The 19,421-nt window shown below is 53.4% G+C and carries 16 protein-coding genes; 2 read left to right on the top strand and 14 right to left on the bottom strand.

Translation table 11 applies throughout. From position 1 onward, the window contains the following. Nucleotides 1–13 precede the first annotated feature (13 nt). On the top strand, nt 14–988 hold the full coding sequence (locus tag EDM54_RS07095; RefSeq protein ID WP_122957984.1) for an aromatic ring-hydroxylating dioxygenase subunit alpha: 975 nt from the start codon (nt 14–16) through the stop codon (nt 986–988). A 174-nt stretch (nt 989–1,162) separates the two neighbouring features. On the opposite strand, the gene EDM54_RS07100 is transcribed toward EDM54_RS07095, so the two are convergent. The 8 genes from EDM54_RS07100 to EDM54_RS07135 form a co-directional block, all read right to left on the bottom strand. Next, entirely contained in the window at nt 1,163–1,591 is a 429-nt protein-coding gene (locus EDM54_RS07100; protein WP_003388573.1) for a hypothetical protein, read from the bottom strand. 643 nt (nt 1,592–2,234) lie between these two features. Next, nucleotides 2,235–3,176: an aminopeptidase gene (locus EDM54_RS07105; protein WP_024984484.1), complete on the bottom strand. Its 942-nt coding sequence runs from the start codon at nt 3,174–3,176 to the stop codon at nt 2,235–2,237. A 16-nt stretch (nt 3,177–3,192) separates the two neighbouring features. Further along, a complete protein-coding gene (locus tag EDM54_RS07110) occupies nt 3,193–3,870 on the bottom strand; it encodes an AroM family protein (protein WP_031932536.1) in 678 nt (225 codons plus the stop codon). A 56-nt stretch (nt 3,871–3,926) separates the two neighbouring features. After that, on the bottom strand, nt 3,927–4,859 hold the full coding sequence (locus EDM54_RS07115; protein WP_031932535.1) for a DUF1177 domain-containing protein: 933 nt from the start codon (nt 4,857–4,859) through the stop codon (nt 3,927–3,929). 39 nt (nt 4,860–4,898) lie between these two features. After that, nucleotides 4,899–5,954, bottom strand: a complete 1,056-nt coding sequence (locus tag EDM54_RS07120; RefSeq protein WP_024984486.1) for an S-methyl thiohydantoin desulfurase family protein — start codon at nt 5,952–5,954, stop codon at nt 4,899–4,901. A gap of 11 nt (nt 5,955–5,965) precedes the next feature. Further along, complete coding sequence (locus EDM54_RS07125; RefSeq protein ID WP_031932534.1) at nt 5,966–7,579, bottom strand: OPT/YSL family transporter; 1,614 nt, start codon at nt 7,577–7,579, stop codon at nt 5,966–5,968. A gap of 19 nt (nt 7,580–7,598) precedes the next feature. Then, nucleotides 7,599–8,348 carry an IclR family transcriptional regulator gene (locus EDM54_RS07130; protein ID WP_003388580.1) on the bottom strand — a complete coding sequence of 250 codons (750 nt, stop codon included), beginning with the start codon at nt 8,346–8,348 and terminating at the stop codon, nt 7,599–7,601. Between the two features lie 304 nt (nt 8,349–8,652). After that, nucleotides 8,653–10,206 (bottom strand): PucR family transcriptional regulator, encoded by a 1,554-nt coding sequence (locus EDM54_RS07135; RefSeq protein ID WP_255320284.1) that lies wholly within the window; start codon nt 10,204–10,206, stop codon nt 8,653–8,655. A 279-nt stretch (nt 10,207–10,485) separates the two neighbouring features. Here EDM54_RS07135 and EDM54_RS07140 point away from each other — a divergent pair, with 279 nt between their 5' ends. After that, nucleotides 10,486–11,778: a haloacid dehalogenase-like hydrolase gene (locus tag EDM54_RS07140; RefSeq protein ID WP_122957985.1), complete on the top strand. Its 1,293-nt coding sequence runs from the start codon at nt 10,486–10,488 to the stop codon at nt 11,776–11,778. Between the two features lie 479 nt (nt 11,779–12,257). Here the strand turns inward: EDM54_RS07140 and mdh are convergent, their stop codons facing one another. From mdh to EDM54_RS07175, 6 genes are all read right to left on the bottom strand, one after another. Beyond that, nucleotides 12,258–13,196, bottom strand: coding sequence for a malate dehydrogenase (gene mdh / locus EDM54_RS07150; RefSeq protein ID WP_003388584.1), 939 nt, complete (start codon nt 13,194–13,196; stop codon nt 12,258–12,260). A 129-nt stretch (nt 13,197–13,325) separates the two neighbouring features. Next, nucleotides 13,326–14,342, bottom strand: coding sequence for an ethanolamine ammonia-lyase subunit EutC (gene eutC / locus EDM54_RS07155; RefSeq protein ID WP_024984490.1), 1,017 nt, complete (start codon nt 14,340–14,342; stop codon nt 13,326–13,328). A gap of 19 nt (nt 14,343–14,361) precedes the next feature. Then, nucleotides 14,362–15,723, bottom strand: a complete 1,362-nt coding sequence (locus EDM54_RS07160; RefSeq protein WP_122957986.1) for an ethanolamine ammonia-lyase subunit EutB — start codon at nt 15,721–15,723, stop codon at nt 14,362–14,364. Between the two features lie 2 nt (nt 15,724–15,725). After that, nucleotides 15,726–17,198: an ethanolamine ammonia-lyase reactivating factor EutA gene (locus EDM54_RS07165; protein WP_003388587.1), complete on the bottom strand. Its 1,473-nt coding sequence runs from the start codon at nt 17,196–17,198 to the stop codon at nt 15,726–15,728. A gap of 176 nt (nt 17,199–17,374) precedes the next feature. After that, nucleotides 17,375–17,965, bottom strand: coding sequence for an ANTAR domain-containing response regulator (locus tag EDM54_RS07170; RefSeq protein WP_122957987.1), 591 nt, complete (start codon nt 17,963–17,965; stop codon nt 17,375–17,377). Then, nucleotides 17,937–19,400: a sensor histidine kinase gene (locus tag EDM54_RS07175; RefSeq protein ID WP_122957988.1), complete on the bottom strand. Its 1,464-nt coding sequence runs from the start codon at nt 19,398–19,400 to the stop codon at nt 17,937–17,939. The genes EDM54_RS07170 and EDM54_RS07175 overlap by 29 nt, the downstream gene beginning before the upstream one ends. Nucleotides 19,401–19,421: the final 21 nt, after the last annotated feature.

Consider the following 19,421-nt stretch of genomic DNA (forward strand, 5'->3'; position numbering starts at 1 on the left):
GGTGTCCCTGACAATGGTTCAAGATACTGTACTGAAAAATGACTGGATCGTCGCTTGCCGCTCCACCGATTTGCAGGATCAGCCGAAGCAGATCGTGATCATGGGCGAGCGAATCGTCCTATTTCGAAACGATGAAGGTGTTCATGCCTTCAAGGATTTGTGCATCCACCGCGGTGCGGCCCTTTCCCTCGGCTGTGTCCGGGACGGCAAGCTCGTCTGTCCTTATCACGGCTGGGAGTACGAGTCCACAGGGGCCTGCGTCAAGATTCCTCAGCTTCCCGAGGATCAAGCCATCCCCGGAAAAGCGCGTGCCCTGTCCTACGGCTGTACGGAGCGCTACGGCTTTATTTGGGTCAACCTGGGGAACAATCAGCCCGAGATGTTCCCTCTCCCGGAGTTTGGCGAGCCCGGTTTTCGCAACGTCATCTGGGGCCCCCAGAGCGTCCATGCAAAACCGCCGCGCGTCGTAGAGAATTTCCTCGATGTCGGGCATTTGGCTGTCGTTCATGAAGGCTACCTGGGCGTGGCTGAACACAGGGAGATCGGCGATTACCGTGTACACCGGAATGAAACCTCCATCTACTCCGACGAGATCGCCGTCTTTCAGCCTGACCCGGATGGTAGCGGACAAGCCAAGCACGTCTATTACACGTATGAAATCCTGCGTCCGCTATCTGTGAAATTTACGAAACGCGACCGGGAAACGGGTCATCTAATGTCCATTCTCCTGACAGTCGCACCGACGGAGGAAGGGAAAACAGTCGCCTACGGTGTCCTTTCTTTTAACTACGAGACTGGTACCACCGACGAGGAAATCGTCGAATTCCAAAACATGATTTTTGCCCAGGACAAGCCGATTGTGGAAAATCAAAAGCCGGAGGATTTGCCGCTCGATTTGCAGATGGAGCTGTCCCTGAAATGCGACCGGGTCAGTATCGCGTATCGGCAGTATTTGCAGGAGTTGGGCGTGACATTGGGGACTGCGTAGAAGTATACGCTCGAGATAGCTATAGAGGTTTGTGAGGTCGGCTAGATGGGGATCTGGCCGATCTTTTGTTTGCTGAAGTTCGGGCTTTAATGGCGGAGATGAAAAAAGGGGACTCTTCACGAAGTCCCATTTTATTTTGCAAAAAGTCATAATAAAAGCGTATCCCCATGGCCTTTAGTTCGTTTTATCAGTTGGCTTTTTTGCAACTGCACTTTCCTCTGTAACCTTGACGAATACACCCTCGCTTTTTTCAAATGCAATATGATCACTCGGATCAACGTTCTTGATCGTGAAAAGCTTAGTCCCTTTCTCCAGATAATTAGAGGCAATAGTTGCTTGCGATGTTTGTTCGTCCCCTTCAAAATCGTATTTCTCTTCTACTGTTCCAATTTGTTCTCCGATATTTTCTTTCTCTACAAGTTCGACTTTGTTTTCATCGCTCTCAATTACATAAACACGGTTTTCAACTTTCACATAAGGGTACGGCCAGCTTGCGATTTCATTTGTTGTTTTTTGTGTATCTGTGGATAGGGAGTTGTTAGCACATGATGAAAGTAGTAAAACGGAAAGGATCAACTTGACTGTGAGCAGAATTCTTCTCATTCTGAGCCCTCCTTACTTCGTACGCTAAATGAATCAAACCATTGAAAATCATAGGTTCGGCGATCGCTAAGACATGACCACATACACGTTTGATGACCGCTAATGTAGCTGAGATGGGCTGAAAATCATCTCCTCTAATGCTAAGCGTACGTTTTTGTCAAAATGTTGGCGGTACCACTTACCTGTAAAAAAGTAGAATGCGGGTGATTTTATGATATCACCCACACCGCAATTGGTAAATATTTACTATTTAGTCCTCCAGGCTCGGTGGGACACTGCTTGGGGGCTTTACTGTCCAGCTGCCATTCCAAAAGCGGGACCCCGTCTAAAAATCGATGACTCGTGGAAAGCATCTCAGAGGTTGGACGCTAAAAGCATGTCCCGCTTTTACCATTCCGCCTGGGAGGTGTCCAAAAGGCCTTCGCATTTTACTTCTGTTTCATCTCTACAGCTTTTGTGTTTGTCGAGCTTTCTTAAGGTTTTTTAAAGAAGAAAGGTTGTTGCTGCCGAAAATCTTCCGTACAGAAGCGCTAACCCTCATTCGCAAAAAAGGATCGAGCAGCATTGCAACGCTGTTCGATCCTTTTTCCTCTCCACTACTGTTATCGTAATTTGACATACTGAAAATCGCTTCGATAGCCGCTTATACCAAAAGCTTGCCGTCCTTCATGATCAACTCATCGTCAGCGTACACATCCGGCGCTTTGACGACCAAATCGATATGAACCCCCGCTGCAATGGTTCCGCCGAAGGTGTTGTTGCTGCCAAAGGCGACGTGGATCGTGCCGTACACTTTTTCGTCCTCCAGCACCACGCCAGTGATCCGCGCTTTGTCATTCGTGCCGATCCCGAATTCGCCCAGCAAGCGACCGTCTCCGTCGCCAAGCGTTTTCAACAACCGGTCAGCCTCGGCCCCCTCTGCCTCGACAATGCGCCCGTCTTTTACAGTCAGGAGCAGCGGACTGTCGATCTTGCCGATTCCGGCGATCGAGCCGTCTACGACGATCTGGCCCTCGGCTGTTCCTTCCACTGGGGCGATATATGCTTCGCCGGATGGCAGGTTGCCCGATTCACCCGGATTGACGTAAACGCCTGTGCTCGGTACGCCGTTGCGTCCGTTGATCGAGAAGGTCAACGCTTTTCCTTCCTTTTCGATGCGGATCGTGTTTGCCCTGGTCAACAGCTCGGTCACCTTTTCAGTCAATGCTTTTACCTGGGAGTAGTCGGCAGTGATCGCTCCCTCCAGGAACATGTCCTCGGTGATGGCAGGCATGGTGGCAAGCCGTGTGCCGTTTGCGGCTGCTTCCTTGCGGGCTTTGGTATGGGTCAGCGAATGCTGGGTCACGCAGACGACCACATCGGAGCGTTTCATCGCTTCGCTGATGGCTGCCGGCGGCTCCTGTCCGGATTTTTCGCGTTGATTCATGACGACGAACATCGCTTCGGCGCCGAGCTGACGGCCTGCTTCCCACAGCGCTTCGCCCAGCTCCCGCTTGGCGTCGTCGGCTACCACCAAAAAGGACTCCCCGGCTTTCAGTGCCATGCAATTGGTCAAAATTCCTTTACTGATTTCGATCAGCTTCATCTTTGTTCAACCCTTCCTAAATCATTTCAGACACCAGTTTCGCCATCATCGCATTGGACAGGATGACCGGCAATCCAGTCAAGTCGGAGACCAGCTCGCGGGCTTCCTCTGTGTATCCCATACAGTCCAGCAGTACGATGTCCGCTTTTTCCTTTAATTCCGCGCAAGCCTCCCGGAAGCTTTCCACATCATTTTTATACGGCGATGCCGCGGCAAAGACGGGGAACAATCCGTGCGGATGATATTTGTCCTTCAGTGCTTCCTTTTGCTCCACGAGCGGTACGAGCACCCCGAGACGGCTTCCCTTGACCATCGCGGCCACCGTCGGAGGAATGACGTGATCCGGTTCGATCAGGAACGCTTTTTTGGCGGACAACCCCGGGAAAACACCTGTACACAGGAGTAGGATCGTCTGGATGCCGCTATTCTCCATATCCTCGATCTTCCGCTGCAGGATCGGCTGGATTTTCTCACGCGACATGACCGCCGCATCTCCGTTAACCATCCGGGACGTCAGCACGTATTCGCCCGGTCCGGGAGACAGGCGTTCTTCCACTTCTTGCTTCGTCATTCCGTCCAATACTCCTGCCTGGACGAGCTCGGCTCTTCCTGCGAGATACTTCTCTACGATTGGCGCGACATCCGGCCGTGGCGCTTGCCCGATCGTAATCATCCCAATGCGTTTCACGGTCATCCTCTCCTTCTTTTCGCGTGTGAAAAAAAGCAAGGGGAAAGCTCCCCTCGCCTTGCTTATTTGCCCAATGTTTGCAGCACTTTCATGGAGCCGTACAGCGATGTGATTCGGGCAAATTCATCGGTGTCGTAAAAACGGCAAGTACCATTGGTGTATTCTTTTGCCACCTCGACAGCGTATTTCACTGCGAGTGCGATGTCCACCTCGTGGCTGGCGCCGGTTCCGCAGCCTGGGACAGCGGACTGAGCCGTCACCGCCACCCCGACTACAGGGGCATCGGTCGCTACGCATGGCTGCAGGATGCTGTTGATATGGTAGAGATCGTTTCCGTATGGAGTAATGTCTTGCATCGTGATCGGGAAGGTAACCGGAAGCTGACCAGTCGTCATTTCCATAATCCGCAGCAGGTCGTCGCTGATGCGCAGGATGTAGCCTTCTTTTACGGTTGCCGAGATCGCAATCCCTCTGTGATTGATCACTTTGTTTCCTTTGGTCGTGTCAATGGACAGGATCGCTTCCATCTCAGGTGTAACCTCATACTTGTTCATGGTCAAAATGTCGACTGGCGAATCCATGAAATCGACCGGCTCATGCGGACGGGTAGGTGCATTTGGGCAAATATGAGTGGTGATCACCACGTCGCCTTTCAGCACATCCCCTTGTTTTTGCATTTCCGCCAACTTGAGCGCACTCGCTACGGCTGCAATGGCACCATCGGCATCGGATACGAGACCGATACGGCTCGGGCGCGCGCCGATACCGCCAAGTCGTCCGATGATTCCAAAGGTTGGCGCCATCCCGCCCTTGGATTTCCCTTCCTTGCCGGGAATGACGATCTTCACGAAGTCTGTGCTGCCCTTTTGCCCGGTAACGGTCTCAACGGTTACTTGCACATCGGAATAATTGGCAAACAGGTTTTTGATCGTTTCTCCACTTACATAGGCACTGTCCATAGCTTCAAATACAGTAATGGTTTGTTTCAACGACATGAAAGATCCCTCCGTCTTGGTTGTTGGTGAGCGTTTTGTTTACAGGTAGGACACGATTTCTTTGCCGATCACGCCTTCAATCGGCTTGAGCAGCCCCTCATTGCGCATTGTAGTGCTCAGGATCAACTTTTCGGCAGGCACGTGAATCACCGCTACATGCTGCCCTTTTTCCATCGCCGCCGTGACAATCGGGCGTGCAGTCCGGGCATCCAAGGTCATGATCAGGTCGGGGAACGTCGCCAGGCGCTTGCCGTCTTGCTCCAGCGTCATGTACTCATTCCAGAACGTCATCTCCGTACTGCCAACGGTGACCCGGCCAACGTCAAAGCCGCCTGTTGTCTCCAGCGAGAACTCGCTCACTTCCCCTTCGATGACGACACGGCCGCCAAGTGCGGCGCATACCGCTTCAATCGCCGCTTCTCCTTTGCTCCCGAGAAGCGCCTCGCCTACCTTGATCGCCTGGGAGATGCCGCCGGGCGCGCCGTTTGCTCTGGCATACGCAACGGTTACCGGATTCCGGGCAACAGCCACCAGGCCGCCTGCTTCCACGGACACCTTTCTGATCATGGACGCCGCTTTTTCAATAGAAGAAGAAATGCTCATTTCCACATAACGGTCTCCCTTTCCGCCAGCAGCAGCCTGATGGGAAACGTAATCCGGCAGCTCATGCAGATTCAGCGACCCCATCGTTCCTGTCGGATGCGCCCGACCGTTGCAAGGCAAATCGACGATTGGAAGACCGGTGACTGCCGCCTGGAACCAGCCGTTTACGCTTGTCCCTGCTCCGTTTTCGTTCGTATGAATCCCTCTGAGCGGTGTTTTTACCTTCTCCGACAAAAGCTCCAGTGCCCGAACATAGTGGATCGGCTTGAGGAATTTATCCTTTGCTGCCGGAGCTCCGACCAGCGAAACGGTGACGAGCAAATCGTCGTCCGCCATTTCGTCGTCGGAAACCAGCACCGGTTGGCCTACCTCCAGAGCAAGCCGCCCGATTTGCAGCCCCTCCTCGATCCAGCCTCCACCACCTCCGCCGAGTACGGCTCCACCGTACACGGCTGCTTCCATCATGCGTTCGTTGAGCAGGATCTTCGTCATTGTACACCCTCCTATTTTTGACTGAATTTGAAAATGGAACTAAAGAAGCTGTAGATCGCGTCACCGGCGATAAAGCCGGCTGCAAGAATGCTCATCGAGCTTTCTGCCTCTTTGCCTTTCAGCTTGAGCACGATGACACGGATCAGAATCCCGACCAGAACCGCCCAACCGGCACCCGGATTCAGGATAAGCAAACCTGTTGCAAACAAGACGCCAAGCTGACGGCTCGGACCGCCTATAAACTGCAGGATGGCGCCCGGAATAGCCCAGAGAAGCAGTTGTTTCGCGACTTCAGCGGACGCTCCCGCTTCGATCGTCTTCACATAGACGGCGTCCACTGGCGGGACAAGCCCACTGGCAAAGAAGCCTTTATAGGTGAACATGACCGTGATCAAAGCAACGCCGAATGCAATCATGCCCGTGATGTACTGCTGCTTGCGGCCGTGAAGTTCAAATTCCTTGTCCTGTCCGTTGCCGCGAAGAATATAGCCTGTCTTGAGGTCGTACCCCATATCGGCAAAGGCAGGACCGGTCGCTGCACTAAAGCCGACCAGCAGGGCAAGCGCTACCGGCGGAAACCCTGCCAGCAGCCCGATGATCAAGGTGATCAACGCCACCGCAAACGCCGGGAACCAACCGGAGTGCATCGCGGCAATCCCTACAATCAGCTCGTGCAAATAAGCGGCAAAAGCGGCGAAGATCAGAAAGCCGATAAACATGCCTGTCGACATTTCTGTCATCAGTCCACCCAAAATCGCGAGGACCAGAGAAATGATCAAATAGGCCACAAATCCGATTCCGAGTACACGTGTCGTCTGCTTGTCGCTGCGCGTGTACGTTTCCGCAGCTACTTCACTGCCATTTCCACTATCTGTCTTCTTGCGCTTCAAAATAATCATCGTGACCTGGATCAGCGCCACAACACCGGCACCGATCATGAAGCCGTGCGGGATGAACATCTGGTTTACATCCATTCCAAACATTGGTATCGAATACTGGCGAAGCAAGAGCCCGATCCCGAACATGGACAGCGCCCAAATGTTTCCGATGAAAGCAACACCAAACGCCGACATCGAAATGCCGAGCCAGGAGCCGAGCAAACCGCCCGCCGCACCGACACCGAGCAGAGCGGCACGTTTGCCCCCTTTGTCCCCGGCGATAATGGCTTCCGCAGTAGCTACACCTGCCGGCCATGTACCGGACGCAGGGAAGACGCGAGAGTCAAACAATTTATAAAGAAGAGCAGCATCGACAAACATCGCCAGAGCCGCACCGATCAGCATCGGCATGATCAATTCTGGTTTTCCCATCACAAACGGAATGCCGATCGGAATCAGCAAGCTGTTGGCCGCCCCGAATGTCGCGGAAGAAATCGAGGTTTGCACCAGATTTTGGCGATGGACCGACTTGTACTTGGAAAAGATGGTGATCGGCAGACGCGCGATCAGCATGGCGATAAGCGCACCGATAATGGCCGTATTTGGAGTAATTCCGAGCGAGGCCACCAGCTGCATCCCGATGACCGCCCCGATAACAGCGGTAACAATATTCAGAATCAACGCAAAAGGTTCAAAAATGGAAGGGTGTTTTTCCTTTTCACTCTTTCCGTTGTTTATGTTGTTCATGCAAGTCCCCTCCTTTGTGCTAGAAAATGCGTTGCAGTATGGCCTGTACTTCTTGCTGTGCAGTCCGCAGCTCCCTCAAGGCTTCCGGTACTTTTTGCTCCGGCATGCGATAGTCCGGCCCGGCAATGGTCAGCGATGCCACGACCTGCCTGTCCCCGGAAAACAGCGGCACCGCGATGCCAAACACCGTATCGGTGTATTCACCTACGGAGTAAGCCCATCCGTCTTCTCTGATCCGTGCCAGGTCCTGCAACAGCTTCTCCTTGTCATGAATCGTATGTTCTGTTCTTGGCCGCAGCCCCTTTTCGATGATGGCTGATTGGGTGCTGGCCGGCAAGTAAGCCATAATCACTTTGTTGGAGGCCCCAGCGTACAAAAGCGTCCTGCTGCCGATAGACATCGCGTACTTCACTTGCTGCCTGCTTTCGGCGATCTCCAGACAAATACCCTCCAAGCCATCCAGCCAAGTCAAGAAAACGGATTCATTTGTTGCTTCGGCAACCCGTTTCATGACCGGGTAAATCAGCTCGGTTATGTCCAGATTGTCCTTGACAGTGGATGCGTACTCCAAAAAGCTAAACCCCAGTTCGTACTTCTTTGTTTTAGGTTCCTGTTTGACAAATCCGTATCGTTCAAACGTAGCCAGCATCCGATACACAACAGTGTGGCTAATATTCATTTCCTTGGCCAGTTCACGAACTCCCCATTGCGGTTTTTCCCGGGTAAAGTGTTTGAGTAAATCCAGAGCGTTATCCAGTGTTTTTAGCATGCTTGGCCACCTATCGTCTCAAGGTTTTCATAAAATGGAATGCAACCGTTTGCGGTCAGCACTTTGTTTTCCCAAGAGGAGAAAACGGTGACGACCTTTTTGTTTCTAATAGCGAACCACTGGTTCTCTCATAGTCCGAAAAAAAACGCAGGGAGCAAGATTGCTGACGTTCCGATCACTGAAGATTTTCCACCCCCGTTGTCAAACAATTTTTTATTATTGCGTTAATTGCAACTATAACAAAAATGGGTCTTTTCCCCCTATGGGAAACGACCCAAAAGAATGCGTTTATTTTTTGGCAGCCTCACAAATCCTCAGGATTCGCTGGCAAATCTCTCATTTTCCAAACCCTCATTACCAGATCGAGACGGAACCGCGTTTCCGCATCGTGCAAATCCACCCCCAAAATTTCCTGTATTCTCTCTAATCGATACAAGACAGAATTCCGGTGGATAAACATCTCTTCTCCTACCTTTTTCGTTTGTCCGCCTGTTCGCAAAAAGGAATCGAGCGTAGACAGCAGCTCGGTCCCGTATTCGGCGTCGTATTTGGCAAGCGGCTCGATAAACATGCCCGACAGAGCAGTCAGCGACGGATGGCCCGCTGCATCTTTGAGCAGGTCCTCGACCAAAATGTCCTCGAAGTGGATCACCGATTGTCCCGGACGGACAAGGCGGCCGATTCGCATGGCCCGTTTTGCTTCGCGGTAGCTGTAGCGAAGATCCTTCATGTGCTCGCGGATACAGCCGATGCCGCAAATCCAGCCGCCTCGCTCCTCCTTCCCGGCTCCCCAGCCGGCCAATTCCTGGAGATAGTGTACCGCTTCCTCTCGCTGTTTGGAAATCTCCTGCTTGTCGGTATAACAAATCACTGCAATTTGATCATTGATCAGGACGCCTTTTCTGGCATGTGGGTCGCCTTGATTCATTTCCTGCAAAAGCCGGAGCAAAGCTTCTTCCTTCCTGGGGTTCGCTTTCCCTGTTTCACTCGGCTTGAGAACCATCACGTACAGATGACCGCTATGCGATATTCCTACCTGCTTGGCCCGGTGGTGCAGCAATTCTTCCTCACCGGCTGTACCTGACAACAGCTCTATCAGAAACGACTCCTGTTCCCGCTCCCGCTGAATCTGCAGAGACTGCCGGATCGTAAATTCGATCGCCAGAACGGTAACGGCCTGATCCAGACACTGCTGCCCAAAGCGATCGTCTTCCTCGATTTTTTTTGTAATCGCCAGGTAGCCGACGACTCTGTTGCTGACCAGGATGCTCCGCTTTTCCGCGATAAGCTCTTTCGTAAAATGGACGGTGCTGCTTTCAATCTCTCCCTGCTGGTTCAGCACAGCTACGTCGCAATGAAGCAATTGCCCGACCATCACCACCAGCTCGGGCGTCCGCCTGTTCAGCACCAACTGCGTGAACTGCTGATTGACCTCCTGCATTCCTCTCATGACGACGACTTGGCGGTTTAAAATATTCTCCATGACCGAGTGCGTCAGGTCTATATAAGGAGTTTCCGCTGGGACATCAATCAAAGGGATGCGATACAAATCACTTTTTCGCAATGCTTCTTCCGGAATTTCCTGCAAAAACCGTTTGGTCTTGATCGCGACAGCCGCGCCTCCCACCCGGTGCATCTCTTCCAGCAGACGGCTCAGCCGGTACGGTTCGTTCCGCAGGGCATAACCGGTTGAAATAATCAGCTCGTTTGGCCGCAGCCAGCCGGTCAGATCGGGAATTTCCATGCTGTCCACATAATAGATTTCATTTTTCAGGCCTTCTATGCCCGCCATGATTTTTGCCCCTTGAAAAGCAGGCAGCTGCATCAACTGTTCTACGGTAAACGGATCTTTTGCCACACGCTTTTGCTCCCTTTTTACGCTCTTGCTATCATGATACCCTTTTTGGAGCACGATGAAAAAAGTCAAATGAGAATAAAGAATGCCATTGAAATCAAACGAATAATTATGTATTCTTTATAAAAGTCAATATTTTCAGACGATGATAGTCGTTTACCTGTGGAAGAATCCGTCCACGGGTAGGCGGCTTATTTTTTTGAGGAGGTGGAGAGACAAGGGAAACTGCCGTATTGCATTTCGTGACATTTGAGAACGTGAGCAGAGAGAGGATGAGGACGAATGTCGATCAAACACACAAAAAGCATGAAATGGGGCTTCTTTGCACTGTTTCTCTGTTTGGCCCTGGTGAGCGTACAAGCCCCGGCGTGGGCCGCAGAACCGCTCCAACAGCTGCAGGTGCTCGACAAGGGGAAATGGGCGCCGGGAACGTACCAGGCTGTGCAAGATTTAATTGATAAGCACGGGGTGAAAAGCCCTTCCTATAATCCGGCAAAAAAGCCTTACGCCGTGTTTGACTGGGACAACACCAGCATCATGCACGATACCGAAGAGGCTTTGTTTGTCTATCAAATCAATCATCTCGCATTTAAAATGACCCCGGAGGAGTTTGCCGGCGTCATCCGTACCGGTGTACCCGCAGGTCCTTTCTCCGACGATTACAAAAACGACGACGGCCAGCCGGTTACACTCGATGACATCGCCGCCGATCTGGCAGCGGACTATACCTTCCTCTACAATCAGTATAAAGGCATGAAGGGAACCAAATCCCTCGATGAGGTCAAAGCGACCGAGCAGTTTGCCGATTTTCGCGCCAAGCTCTATTTCCTCTATGAAGCGATCAATGGCACGCACGGCAGCAGTATCGGCTATCCGTGGGTCCTCTACCTGTTTGCCAACATGACAATCGACGAAGTGCATGCATTGGCCGAAGCGTCGAACGATGCCAGCCTTGGGATGGCGATCGAGAAAGTTTCGTGGACAAGTCCGAAAGCGCTTTCAGGAAAAGCGGGAGTGATCACGGTGTCGCATACGACCGGACTGCGTTTGACTTCTGAGGTCGCCAATTTGATGAACACCTTCCGCTCCAACGGAATCGATGTGTACGTCGTCTCCGCTTCTCTGGAAGAGGTCGTGCGGGTATTTGCCACCCTGCCCAAATACGGATACAACCTGCCTGCCGAAAACGTCATTGGCATGCGTCTGCAGGTAGAGAACGGGAAGATCAAGCCCGTGTACGAGAAAAACTATCCTTTCACCGTTCATCATGGGAAAACAGAAGTGATCGAATCGGTGCTGGTCAAAAAATACGGTCATGGTCCGATCTTTATCGCGGGTGACAGCATCGGGGACTATGAAATGATGACGGAGCTTGACAGCGTGAAGCTGGTGCTGGTCGTGAACCGGGTCAAGGGGGGAACGATCGGACAAGCTGCCGCCAAGGCTGCGTCGCAAATGGGCAAGAACAATCCGGCATTTGTTCTGCAGGGGCGGGATGAAAATACAGGCATGTGGATTCCTTCGGAGTCTACGGTCAAGCTGGGGAAAAAGGAAGCGCAACTGCTGGCGGATTAAGGCATTTCTGGAATGCGGGGCTATGCATGCATGCTATTGGCTGCATGCATGGTTCCCGCTTTTTTGTTTGTCTCGTTCGGAAGAACGTTATTTTGTTTGTTTCGGTTGGACGGGCTTTGGTGGAGGAGATGAAAAAGGAGAAAACGGCTGCAGGTTCGGTGGGACACTGCTTTTCAAAGCCCGTCGAAGCCGTTCTGCTCGCCAGAGAAGCCTGTTTCCATTCGGAGCGACTAGCGGAGTCCGGCCCAGCGGAGCGATGATCCCGAGGAAACAGAATCGCAACCTATGATTACGCTTCGGAGCTGCGCGCCGTTTTGCGATTCCCTCGGGATCATTGCGGAGCGGACAGTCCACTCTCCCTTGCAGGACGCAGACCGGAGCGCAGAATGGAAACAGGCTTCTCTCCACTGCAGCCGCTTTACGGGCAGACCGACTAACCATGCAGTCGCTTTAGAATCTCCAAGTCCAAGCCCTTCGCTTTAATTCAGCGCAGCCATCACATTGCGGACGGAAGCAACCGACTTGTCCAGTGCCGCTTTTTCATCGGCTGTCAGGTCAAGCTCGATGACTTTTTCAATGCCGTTGCCGCCGAGCAGGGTAGGCACGCCGAGATACAGGTCATGGTAGCCGTATTCGCCCTCTAGATATGCAATCGACGGGAGAATGCGCTTCTTGTCTTTCAAAATCGCCTCCGCCATTTGGACGATAGATGCAGCCGGAGCGTAGTAGGCCGAACCGTTGCCGAGCAGAGCGACGATCTCGCCGCCGCCTTTGCGGGTTCTTTCCACGATAGCTTCCAGACGGTCGGCCGGGATCAGCTTGTCGAGTGGAATGCCGCCAGCGTAGGAATAACGGAGCAGCGGAACCATATCGTCTCCGTGTCCGCCAAGCACGAATCCGCTGACGTCTTCTACGGACACGTTCAGCTCCATCGCCACGAAGGTGCGGAAGCGGGCGGTATCAAGGACGCCAGACTGGCCGATAACGCGGTTTTTCGGGAAACCGGATGTTTTGTAGAAGGTATAGGTCATCGCATCTACCGGGTTGGACAAAATGATCACGGTCGAATGCGGCGCGTGCTGCTTTACTTGTTCCGCTACAGAGCGCATGATGGCCGCATTGGTGTTGACCAGATCGTCACGGGACATGCCCGGTTTGCGGGCGATACCCGCTGTGACGATGACCAGATCCGCTCCGGCGATATCCTTGTAGTCGGAGGTTCCGGTAATCGCGGCATCAAAGCCTAGCACAGGGGAAGATTCCATCATATCCAGCGCTTTTCCCTTTGTCGGGTTTTCCAACTGAGGGATGTCGACCAATACGATATCACCGAGTTCCTTTTGCGCCAAAATAAACGCGGTCGTGGCCCCGGTAAAACCGCTGCCGATCACAGCGATTTTTTTCCTTTTGAATGTCATGTTGAATCCTCCTCCAATCCTGTTCATAGTTTAGAGTTGATCGTTAACGCCTTATAGTTTGTAGTTTGTTCGTTTATAGTTCACTGTTCTTTGTTCTTTGTTCTTTGCTCGCTGTTCATCGTCCTTCGACTACAAGACCAGCTTCACGCCGCTCGCCTTCTGCTCCAGCATCTTGCTCAAAATCGTTCCGATATGAGCCCCCGCCTCTACAGGAGACGTACCCTGACGATGAATGTTGGAGATCACGGTGCGCTCGGACTCGACCATCCCTTTGCGCGGGCGATAGCACATGTAGGCGCTCATGGAGTTGGCCGTGACCAGTCCCGGACGTTCCCCGATCAGCATCACCAATACCTCTGGCTGCAAAATCTCCCCGATGTGGTCCATGCTGGCCACACGTCCCCCCTTTACAAAGAAAGGGGTTCCCCAGCTAAGGCCGTAGCTTTGCAGGGAATCGTAGAGGGACGGCAGCACATCTCGCAGGTTGGCGTCGACAGCGCTGGCGCTCAGGCCGTCAGAGACGACGATTTGCACCTGCGGCTTCTTCTGGCAGCGCTCCTCCAGCAGCCGTACGCCTTCGTCATTGATGATCCGCCCCATGTCGGGACGCTTCAAGTAGTTTTCCGTATTGTCGTATTTCGTCTCCACCGTAAACAAGGAAAACTCCTTGAGTGTCTCCTCGCTTACCTCTCCGTATACGGCATCCACCGCAGCGGCATGGTCGCGGCGCAGCTGGAGCATCGTCTTGGTCAACGGCCTGACGCCTGCTCTCCATACCCCGATCCGGGCCGGTGTGCTGGCCAGAAGCTCCTGCATGCCTTCCCTGTATTTCGGATTGGGCACCTGAGAAATTCGTTCAGGCTCTGTTGACGCATTGAGTCCAGCACCTTCACCGGAATGTGCTTGGGAAAAGGCTGTGGAAGCTGCTGCTGCCGAAGCGGACGCAAGCGCCTCTGTTCCTGTCGGCTGGTTTGCCGTTTGCCGGTTGCTGGCTTCCTGAGCCGCCGTTTGCTCTCCTGCCGCCGCAATCCCTGCATGACTTGCCCCCGAAGCTTGCGACTTCGCGCTGCCCGATCCCATCTCGCCCAGCTTCTTTTCCAATTGCTCAAGAACCTTGTCGACTAAAAAGTCTAGCTGTCGTTCCATCCGTCCTCACCTCCATTCCTTACATAAAAATCGTCGGATCGCCCGCAATCGGGGTCAGCTTGCCATTTTCCATGATGCCCATTTTTTCCAGCCACTTTTCAAATTCCGGGGCTGGCCGCAGACCGAGCACCTCGCGGAAAGCCGCGATATCGTGAAAGCTGGTCGACTGGTAGTTGAGCATGACGTCGTCGGCCATGGCCACGCCGATCACGAAGTTGACGCCGGCTGCCGCGAGCAGAATGCCGAGATTGTCCATGTCGTTCTGGTCTACCTTCATATGGTTCGTATAGCAGACGTCGCAGCCCATCGGCAAGCCGTGCAGTTTGCCCATGTAGTGGTCTTCCAGACCGGCGCGGATCACCTGCTTGCTGTCGTAGAGGTATTCCGGTCCGATGAAGCCAACGACCGTATTTACGATAAACGGATTGTACTTCCGGGCCAAACCGTAGCAGCGGGCCTCCATCGTCACCTGGTCGATGTCAAAATGCGCCTCCGAGGAGAGCTCCGAGCCCTGCCCGGTCTCGAAATACCAGAAGTTTGGACCTGTAGACGTGCCTTCTTTTCGCATCAGATCATCTGCTTCATCGAGCAAAGCGACGTCGATCCCGAAAGCCCGGTTGCCCTTTTCCGATCCGGCCAGGCTCTGGAACATCAGGTCGGCCGGAGCCCCCTGGCGGATCGCCCGCATTTGCGTCGTGACGTGAGCCAATACGCAGTTTTGTGTCGGGATGCTCCATTTGGTCATGACATCCTTGGTCATCTCCAGGATGTCCTTCACGCTGTCGGACGTATCGATAACCGGATTGATGCCGATCACTGCATCGCCGATCCCGTAGCTGAGACCCTCATACAAAGCGGCCTTGATTCCCTGCACGTTGTCGGAGGGATGGTTCGGCTGGACCCGGGCAGCAAGTACGCCTGGTTGACCAATGGAGATATTGCAGTGCGTGATATTTTTGATCTTGGCCGCAGCCGTGATCAGGTCCAGATTGGACATCAGCTTGGCGGTCGCGGCGATCATTTCGCTCGTCAGTCCGCGGCTGATCCGCTTGATTTCGCTGTCCCCCGTCTGATGGCTCAGGATATATTCGCGCAGTTCGGCAACGCTCCAGTTTTTAATTTCACTATAAATTTTTTCATTGATGCCTTCCTCAATCACCCGGGATACTTCGTCTTCCTCGGGCGGCAGCATCGGATTGTTGCGTATATCGGCCAACGTGAGATCAGCCAGCACCTGCTTGGCCGCCACCCGCTCCCGGGAGTCCTGGGCGGCGATTCCCGCCAGCTGGTCGCCCGATTTTTCCTCGTTTGCTTTTGCGAAAATCTCTTTTAAATTGCGAAACTGGTAGGTTTGCCCCAGAACAGTCGTCTTCGTATTCATTGTTACACCCCTTTTTGCGGCGCTTCATCAAATGCCAGCGTTTTGACGATGACCGGGATGATGCTTCCCGAGATCGGCTCTCCCAAGTCGATGTAATCCCCGTACTCGACCCGCACCTGATCGATGCAGATGATTTCCGGCTGGCCCTTGCACCTGAGCGCCAGCGCCTGGCCCAAGGCCTTGGCCATATCCGTCTCGCACACCACGATCATGGTCCGGCTCTCCGCGAATTTCTGCCTGTATTGCTGCGAAAGCTCTTCTGCGATCGTCTGCAGCAGGGAGTACGAGCAATACGTGATGCCGGAAATGGCAAGAGCAAACGGGCTTCCCGTCGTCTTTTCAAACAGGCGCAGAGCCAGGTCGTACACATCCGAAACTTCCCGGCGAAGCTGCTGCGGGTCGCCCAGATGCCCCTCGGTCAATTCCAGCTTGACGATCGGCACATTCCGGATCGGCAGCAGCTCCGCCTTGATATGCACCGTCGAACCGCTGATCTCCGTGCTTTGCATGCCTGCCCCGATGACCGTAGCCCGAACTGTTTGTTCCGGGTCGATCCACTGCATCGGATACGTCCCCGCTTCCCTCTCCTGCCGCAAGGCCCAGGCAAGCATCGGGCCGAAATCGCCGTATCGGCTGACATCGGAAATCGTCTCCGGTGTGGGGGCCGACATCAGCTGTCCGACTCCGCCAGAGATCGAGAGCTCGTCGACTGACACGTTTTCCTTCAAAGGCTGGCCCAGCACAAGCAGACCGGAAACTTGTCGTTCCCGCCCGCTCAAATAGTCGAGCATGCCTCTGGCCATCTGTATGGAAAAGTCCTTGATCCGCTCGTACGTCAGCACTTCTCCGACGGTAATTGACAGGCCCTTGGCATTCAGCCACGCCTGGATGTTTGGAGAGACGTATTGCACCTCTCCTTGCGGGCCGAGACGCAGCAAGCGTCCGCCTACGTGAAACGTCACCGTCGCGATCGCCTTCCCCCGGTGAAAGCAAGCGGCATTCGCCGTGCCTCCCCCGATGTCGACGTTGACAATCGTTCCCTGGATGGCGACCGAACGCCTTTCCGCGCCCGAGCCTTTCCCCGCGAGCACGCCTTCCAGATCGGCCCCTGCCGTCGCCACCACGAAATCACCCGATCTTTCCGCGAGCAAGTGCAAGATATGCTGCGCGTTTTTCTTGCTGGCCGTTTCTCCGGTGATGATGACGGCACCCGACTTGATGTCGCCGAGGCTGATTTGTGCCTGCTCGTATTCCTTTTGCAAAATCGCTCCAATCGCGTCCGCGTCGATCTCGTCAAAGCCGTGCAGGGGAGTCGTGTGAACCTTGCTCGCATACAGCAACTGGCGTTCCACGATTTGATAACGCGGAAGGGAGAATGTACTCGACATCCTCCCGAGCCGCAGCCGGCTGACGATCATCTTCGTCGTGCTCGTCCCCACATCTATACCCACGCTTTGGATCCATTGTTCATCCATCATGAACCTCCTTGAAGCAGTGGCATTCCAAACAAAAACAAAAAGGCGCCTGAAAACCGCCGGATCGAATATGGAACCGGCCGATTGTCAAAGCGCCATTGCTTTTCTATTCATTTGCGGATATTTCTGGTGCAGAAGTTCGGAGATCGTACCGTCTCCATCCATCCCTGTTTCTTCTACACGGAAGCAGAATACACCTGTTCTCCTGCGAGAATTTCTTCCGCCAGCTTCACCAGGGGCATGCGCCGTTGCATGCTGACTTTCTGCATCCATTTGTAGGCGACATCCTCTTCCAAGGCGTGTTGGGTCATGATCAGCCCTTTTGCCTTCTCGATCTTCTTGCGGTCCTCCATCTTTTGCTGAATATCCTTGATGTCCTTTTTCAGAGAGACTACCTTTTCTTTCTGGCTCAAAGCGATCTCGACGGCAGGGATCAGGTCATCCTCTGACACCGGCTTTACCAAATAGGCGGTTACGCCAGCCTTGCGGGCATCCTGCACCAGCACCCTCTGGCTGTACGCAGTAAGAAGAAGAATGGAACAATCAGAAAAGGAACGAATGATGTTGCTAGCCTTGATGCCGTTCATGACCGGCATTTTCACGTCCATAATGATCAAATCCGGCTTGTGGCGGTGAGCCTGGGCTACGGCCTCTTCGCCGTTTTTCGCTTCGGCCACCACGAGGTACCCTTCCGCCTCCAGCATCTCGCGCAAGTCCATGCGGATAATCGGTTCGTCATCAACCACCATAATTTTCGGCTGTGTCATCCTGTTCATCTCCCTTATGCAGCGGATAGAGGATCGTTACCTCTGTTCCATTGCCCGTGTTCCTGAAATGAATCGTTCCCTCCAGGTCTTCCTTGACCAGAGTGTCCACGATCTTCAACCCCAGATGCCCTTTTTTCAACAGTTGTTCTGTATCGCCCATGCCGACACCGTCATCGGTTACGGACAGGCTGACAAAATCGTCCTTGGGAACAAGCGAGACAGTGATGGTTCCTTCCTGCCGATCCCGAAAGCCGTGGATCATGCAGTTCTGTATCAGCTCCGTCACGATCAGGGCGAAGGAGGTCGCCTTGCTGGACGGCAAACATACGGATTCACCCGCAATCGTTACTTGTATACTCTGCTCTGAACGCCTCATGGAAGAGACGATTATTTTCGATATTTTGGTCAAAATGTCTTTGAAATCGATTTGCTCCAGCCCATCCTGGGCCAGATATTCATGAATGATGGCAATGCTGTTGATCCGGTTGATGCTCTCCCGGTATACTTTTTCAATTTCTTGCGATTGCGAGCGGCGCATTTGCAGCCGCAGCAGACTGGATATCGTCTGCAGGTTGTTTTTCACCCGATGGTGAATTTCTTTGATCACAGCCGATTTGATCATCAGCTGCTTTTCTTTTTCGCGGATGTCGGATATGTCTCGCAGGAGTACAATCCCTCCCCTGTCGTCTGGCTTGCGGGCAACCGAAACCGCTTTCAGCAACAGAAAGGTTTTTCCTCGCGACAGCTCTTTCTGGATAAAGCCGCCGCTCCTGACGAAGCTTTCCGGAGAAAGCAGCCAGGAAAAGATGCGCTCGACGCTCTCCCCTTTTTCCGGCTGGGGATACCCGATGGAAGCCAGCAGCTCATGCGCCCGCCGGTTGGCGTAGGAAATATTTCCCTGGTAATCAAACAGGATCATCCCCTCGTGCAAAAGCGAGGAGATCGGCATCTCCGGTTCAGCAAACTGCATCAGCGTTTCGCTGAGATGCTCCGTAGTCTCTCTCAAAAGCTCGACGCTCCGCTCCTGCTCCACTTGCTCAGAGATATCCTGTTCGGTAATGAGCGTCCCGATCGTCTCTCCCTGGGCATTGCAGATCGGGGTGACGCTCTGTCTCATCACGACCTGCTCCTGGGAAACTCCTCGCGAGCCGATGACCGGTTTGCCAGTAGTCAGGCAGTACATCACAGCCGGCTCATTGATTGCGGTGGCCAATTGTCCGACGACCGATCCTTTGTACAGCGATTTGGCCGTACGGGGAGATGCTTCGGCCACTACCAGCGCGGAACTTCGATCTGCCGTCAAACAGTCGATAAACATGTCCGCTTGGTACAAGTCCGAGAAAATTTGCAGCTTGTCAGCCAAATCCTCCAAAACCCGAATATCCTCTTCGCGCAGCGTTGTTTGTGATTGGCAAAGCTCTCGTAAGGTTTGCATCTGATCCCTCTTTACCGTCCG

It is taken from the genome of Brevibacillus borstelensis, assembly GCF_003710865.1.
GTDB lineage: Bacteria > Bacillota > Bacilli > Brevibacillales > Brevibacillaceae > Brevibacillus > Brevibacillus borstelensis.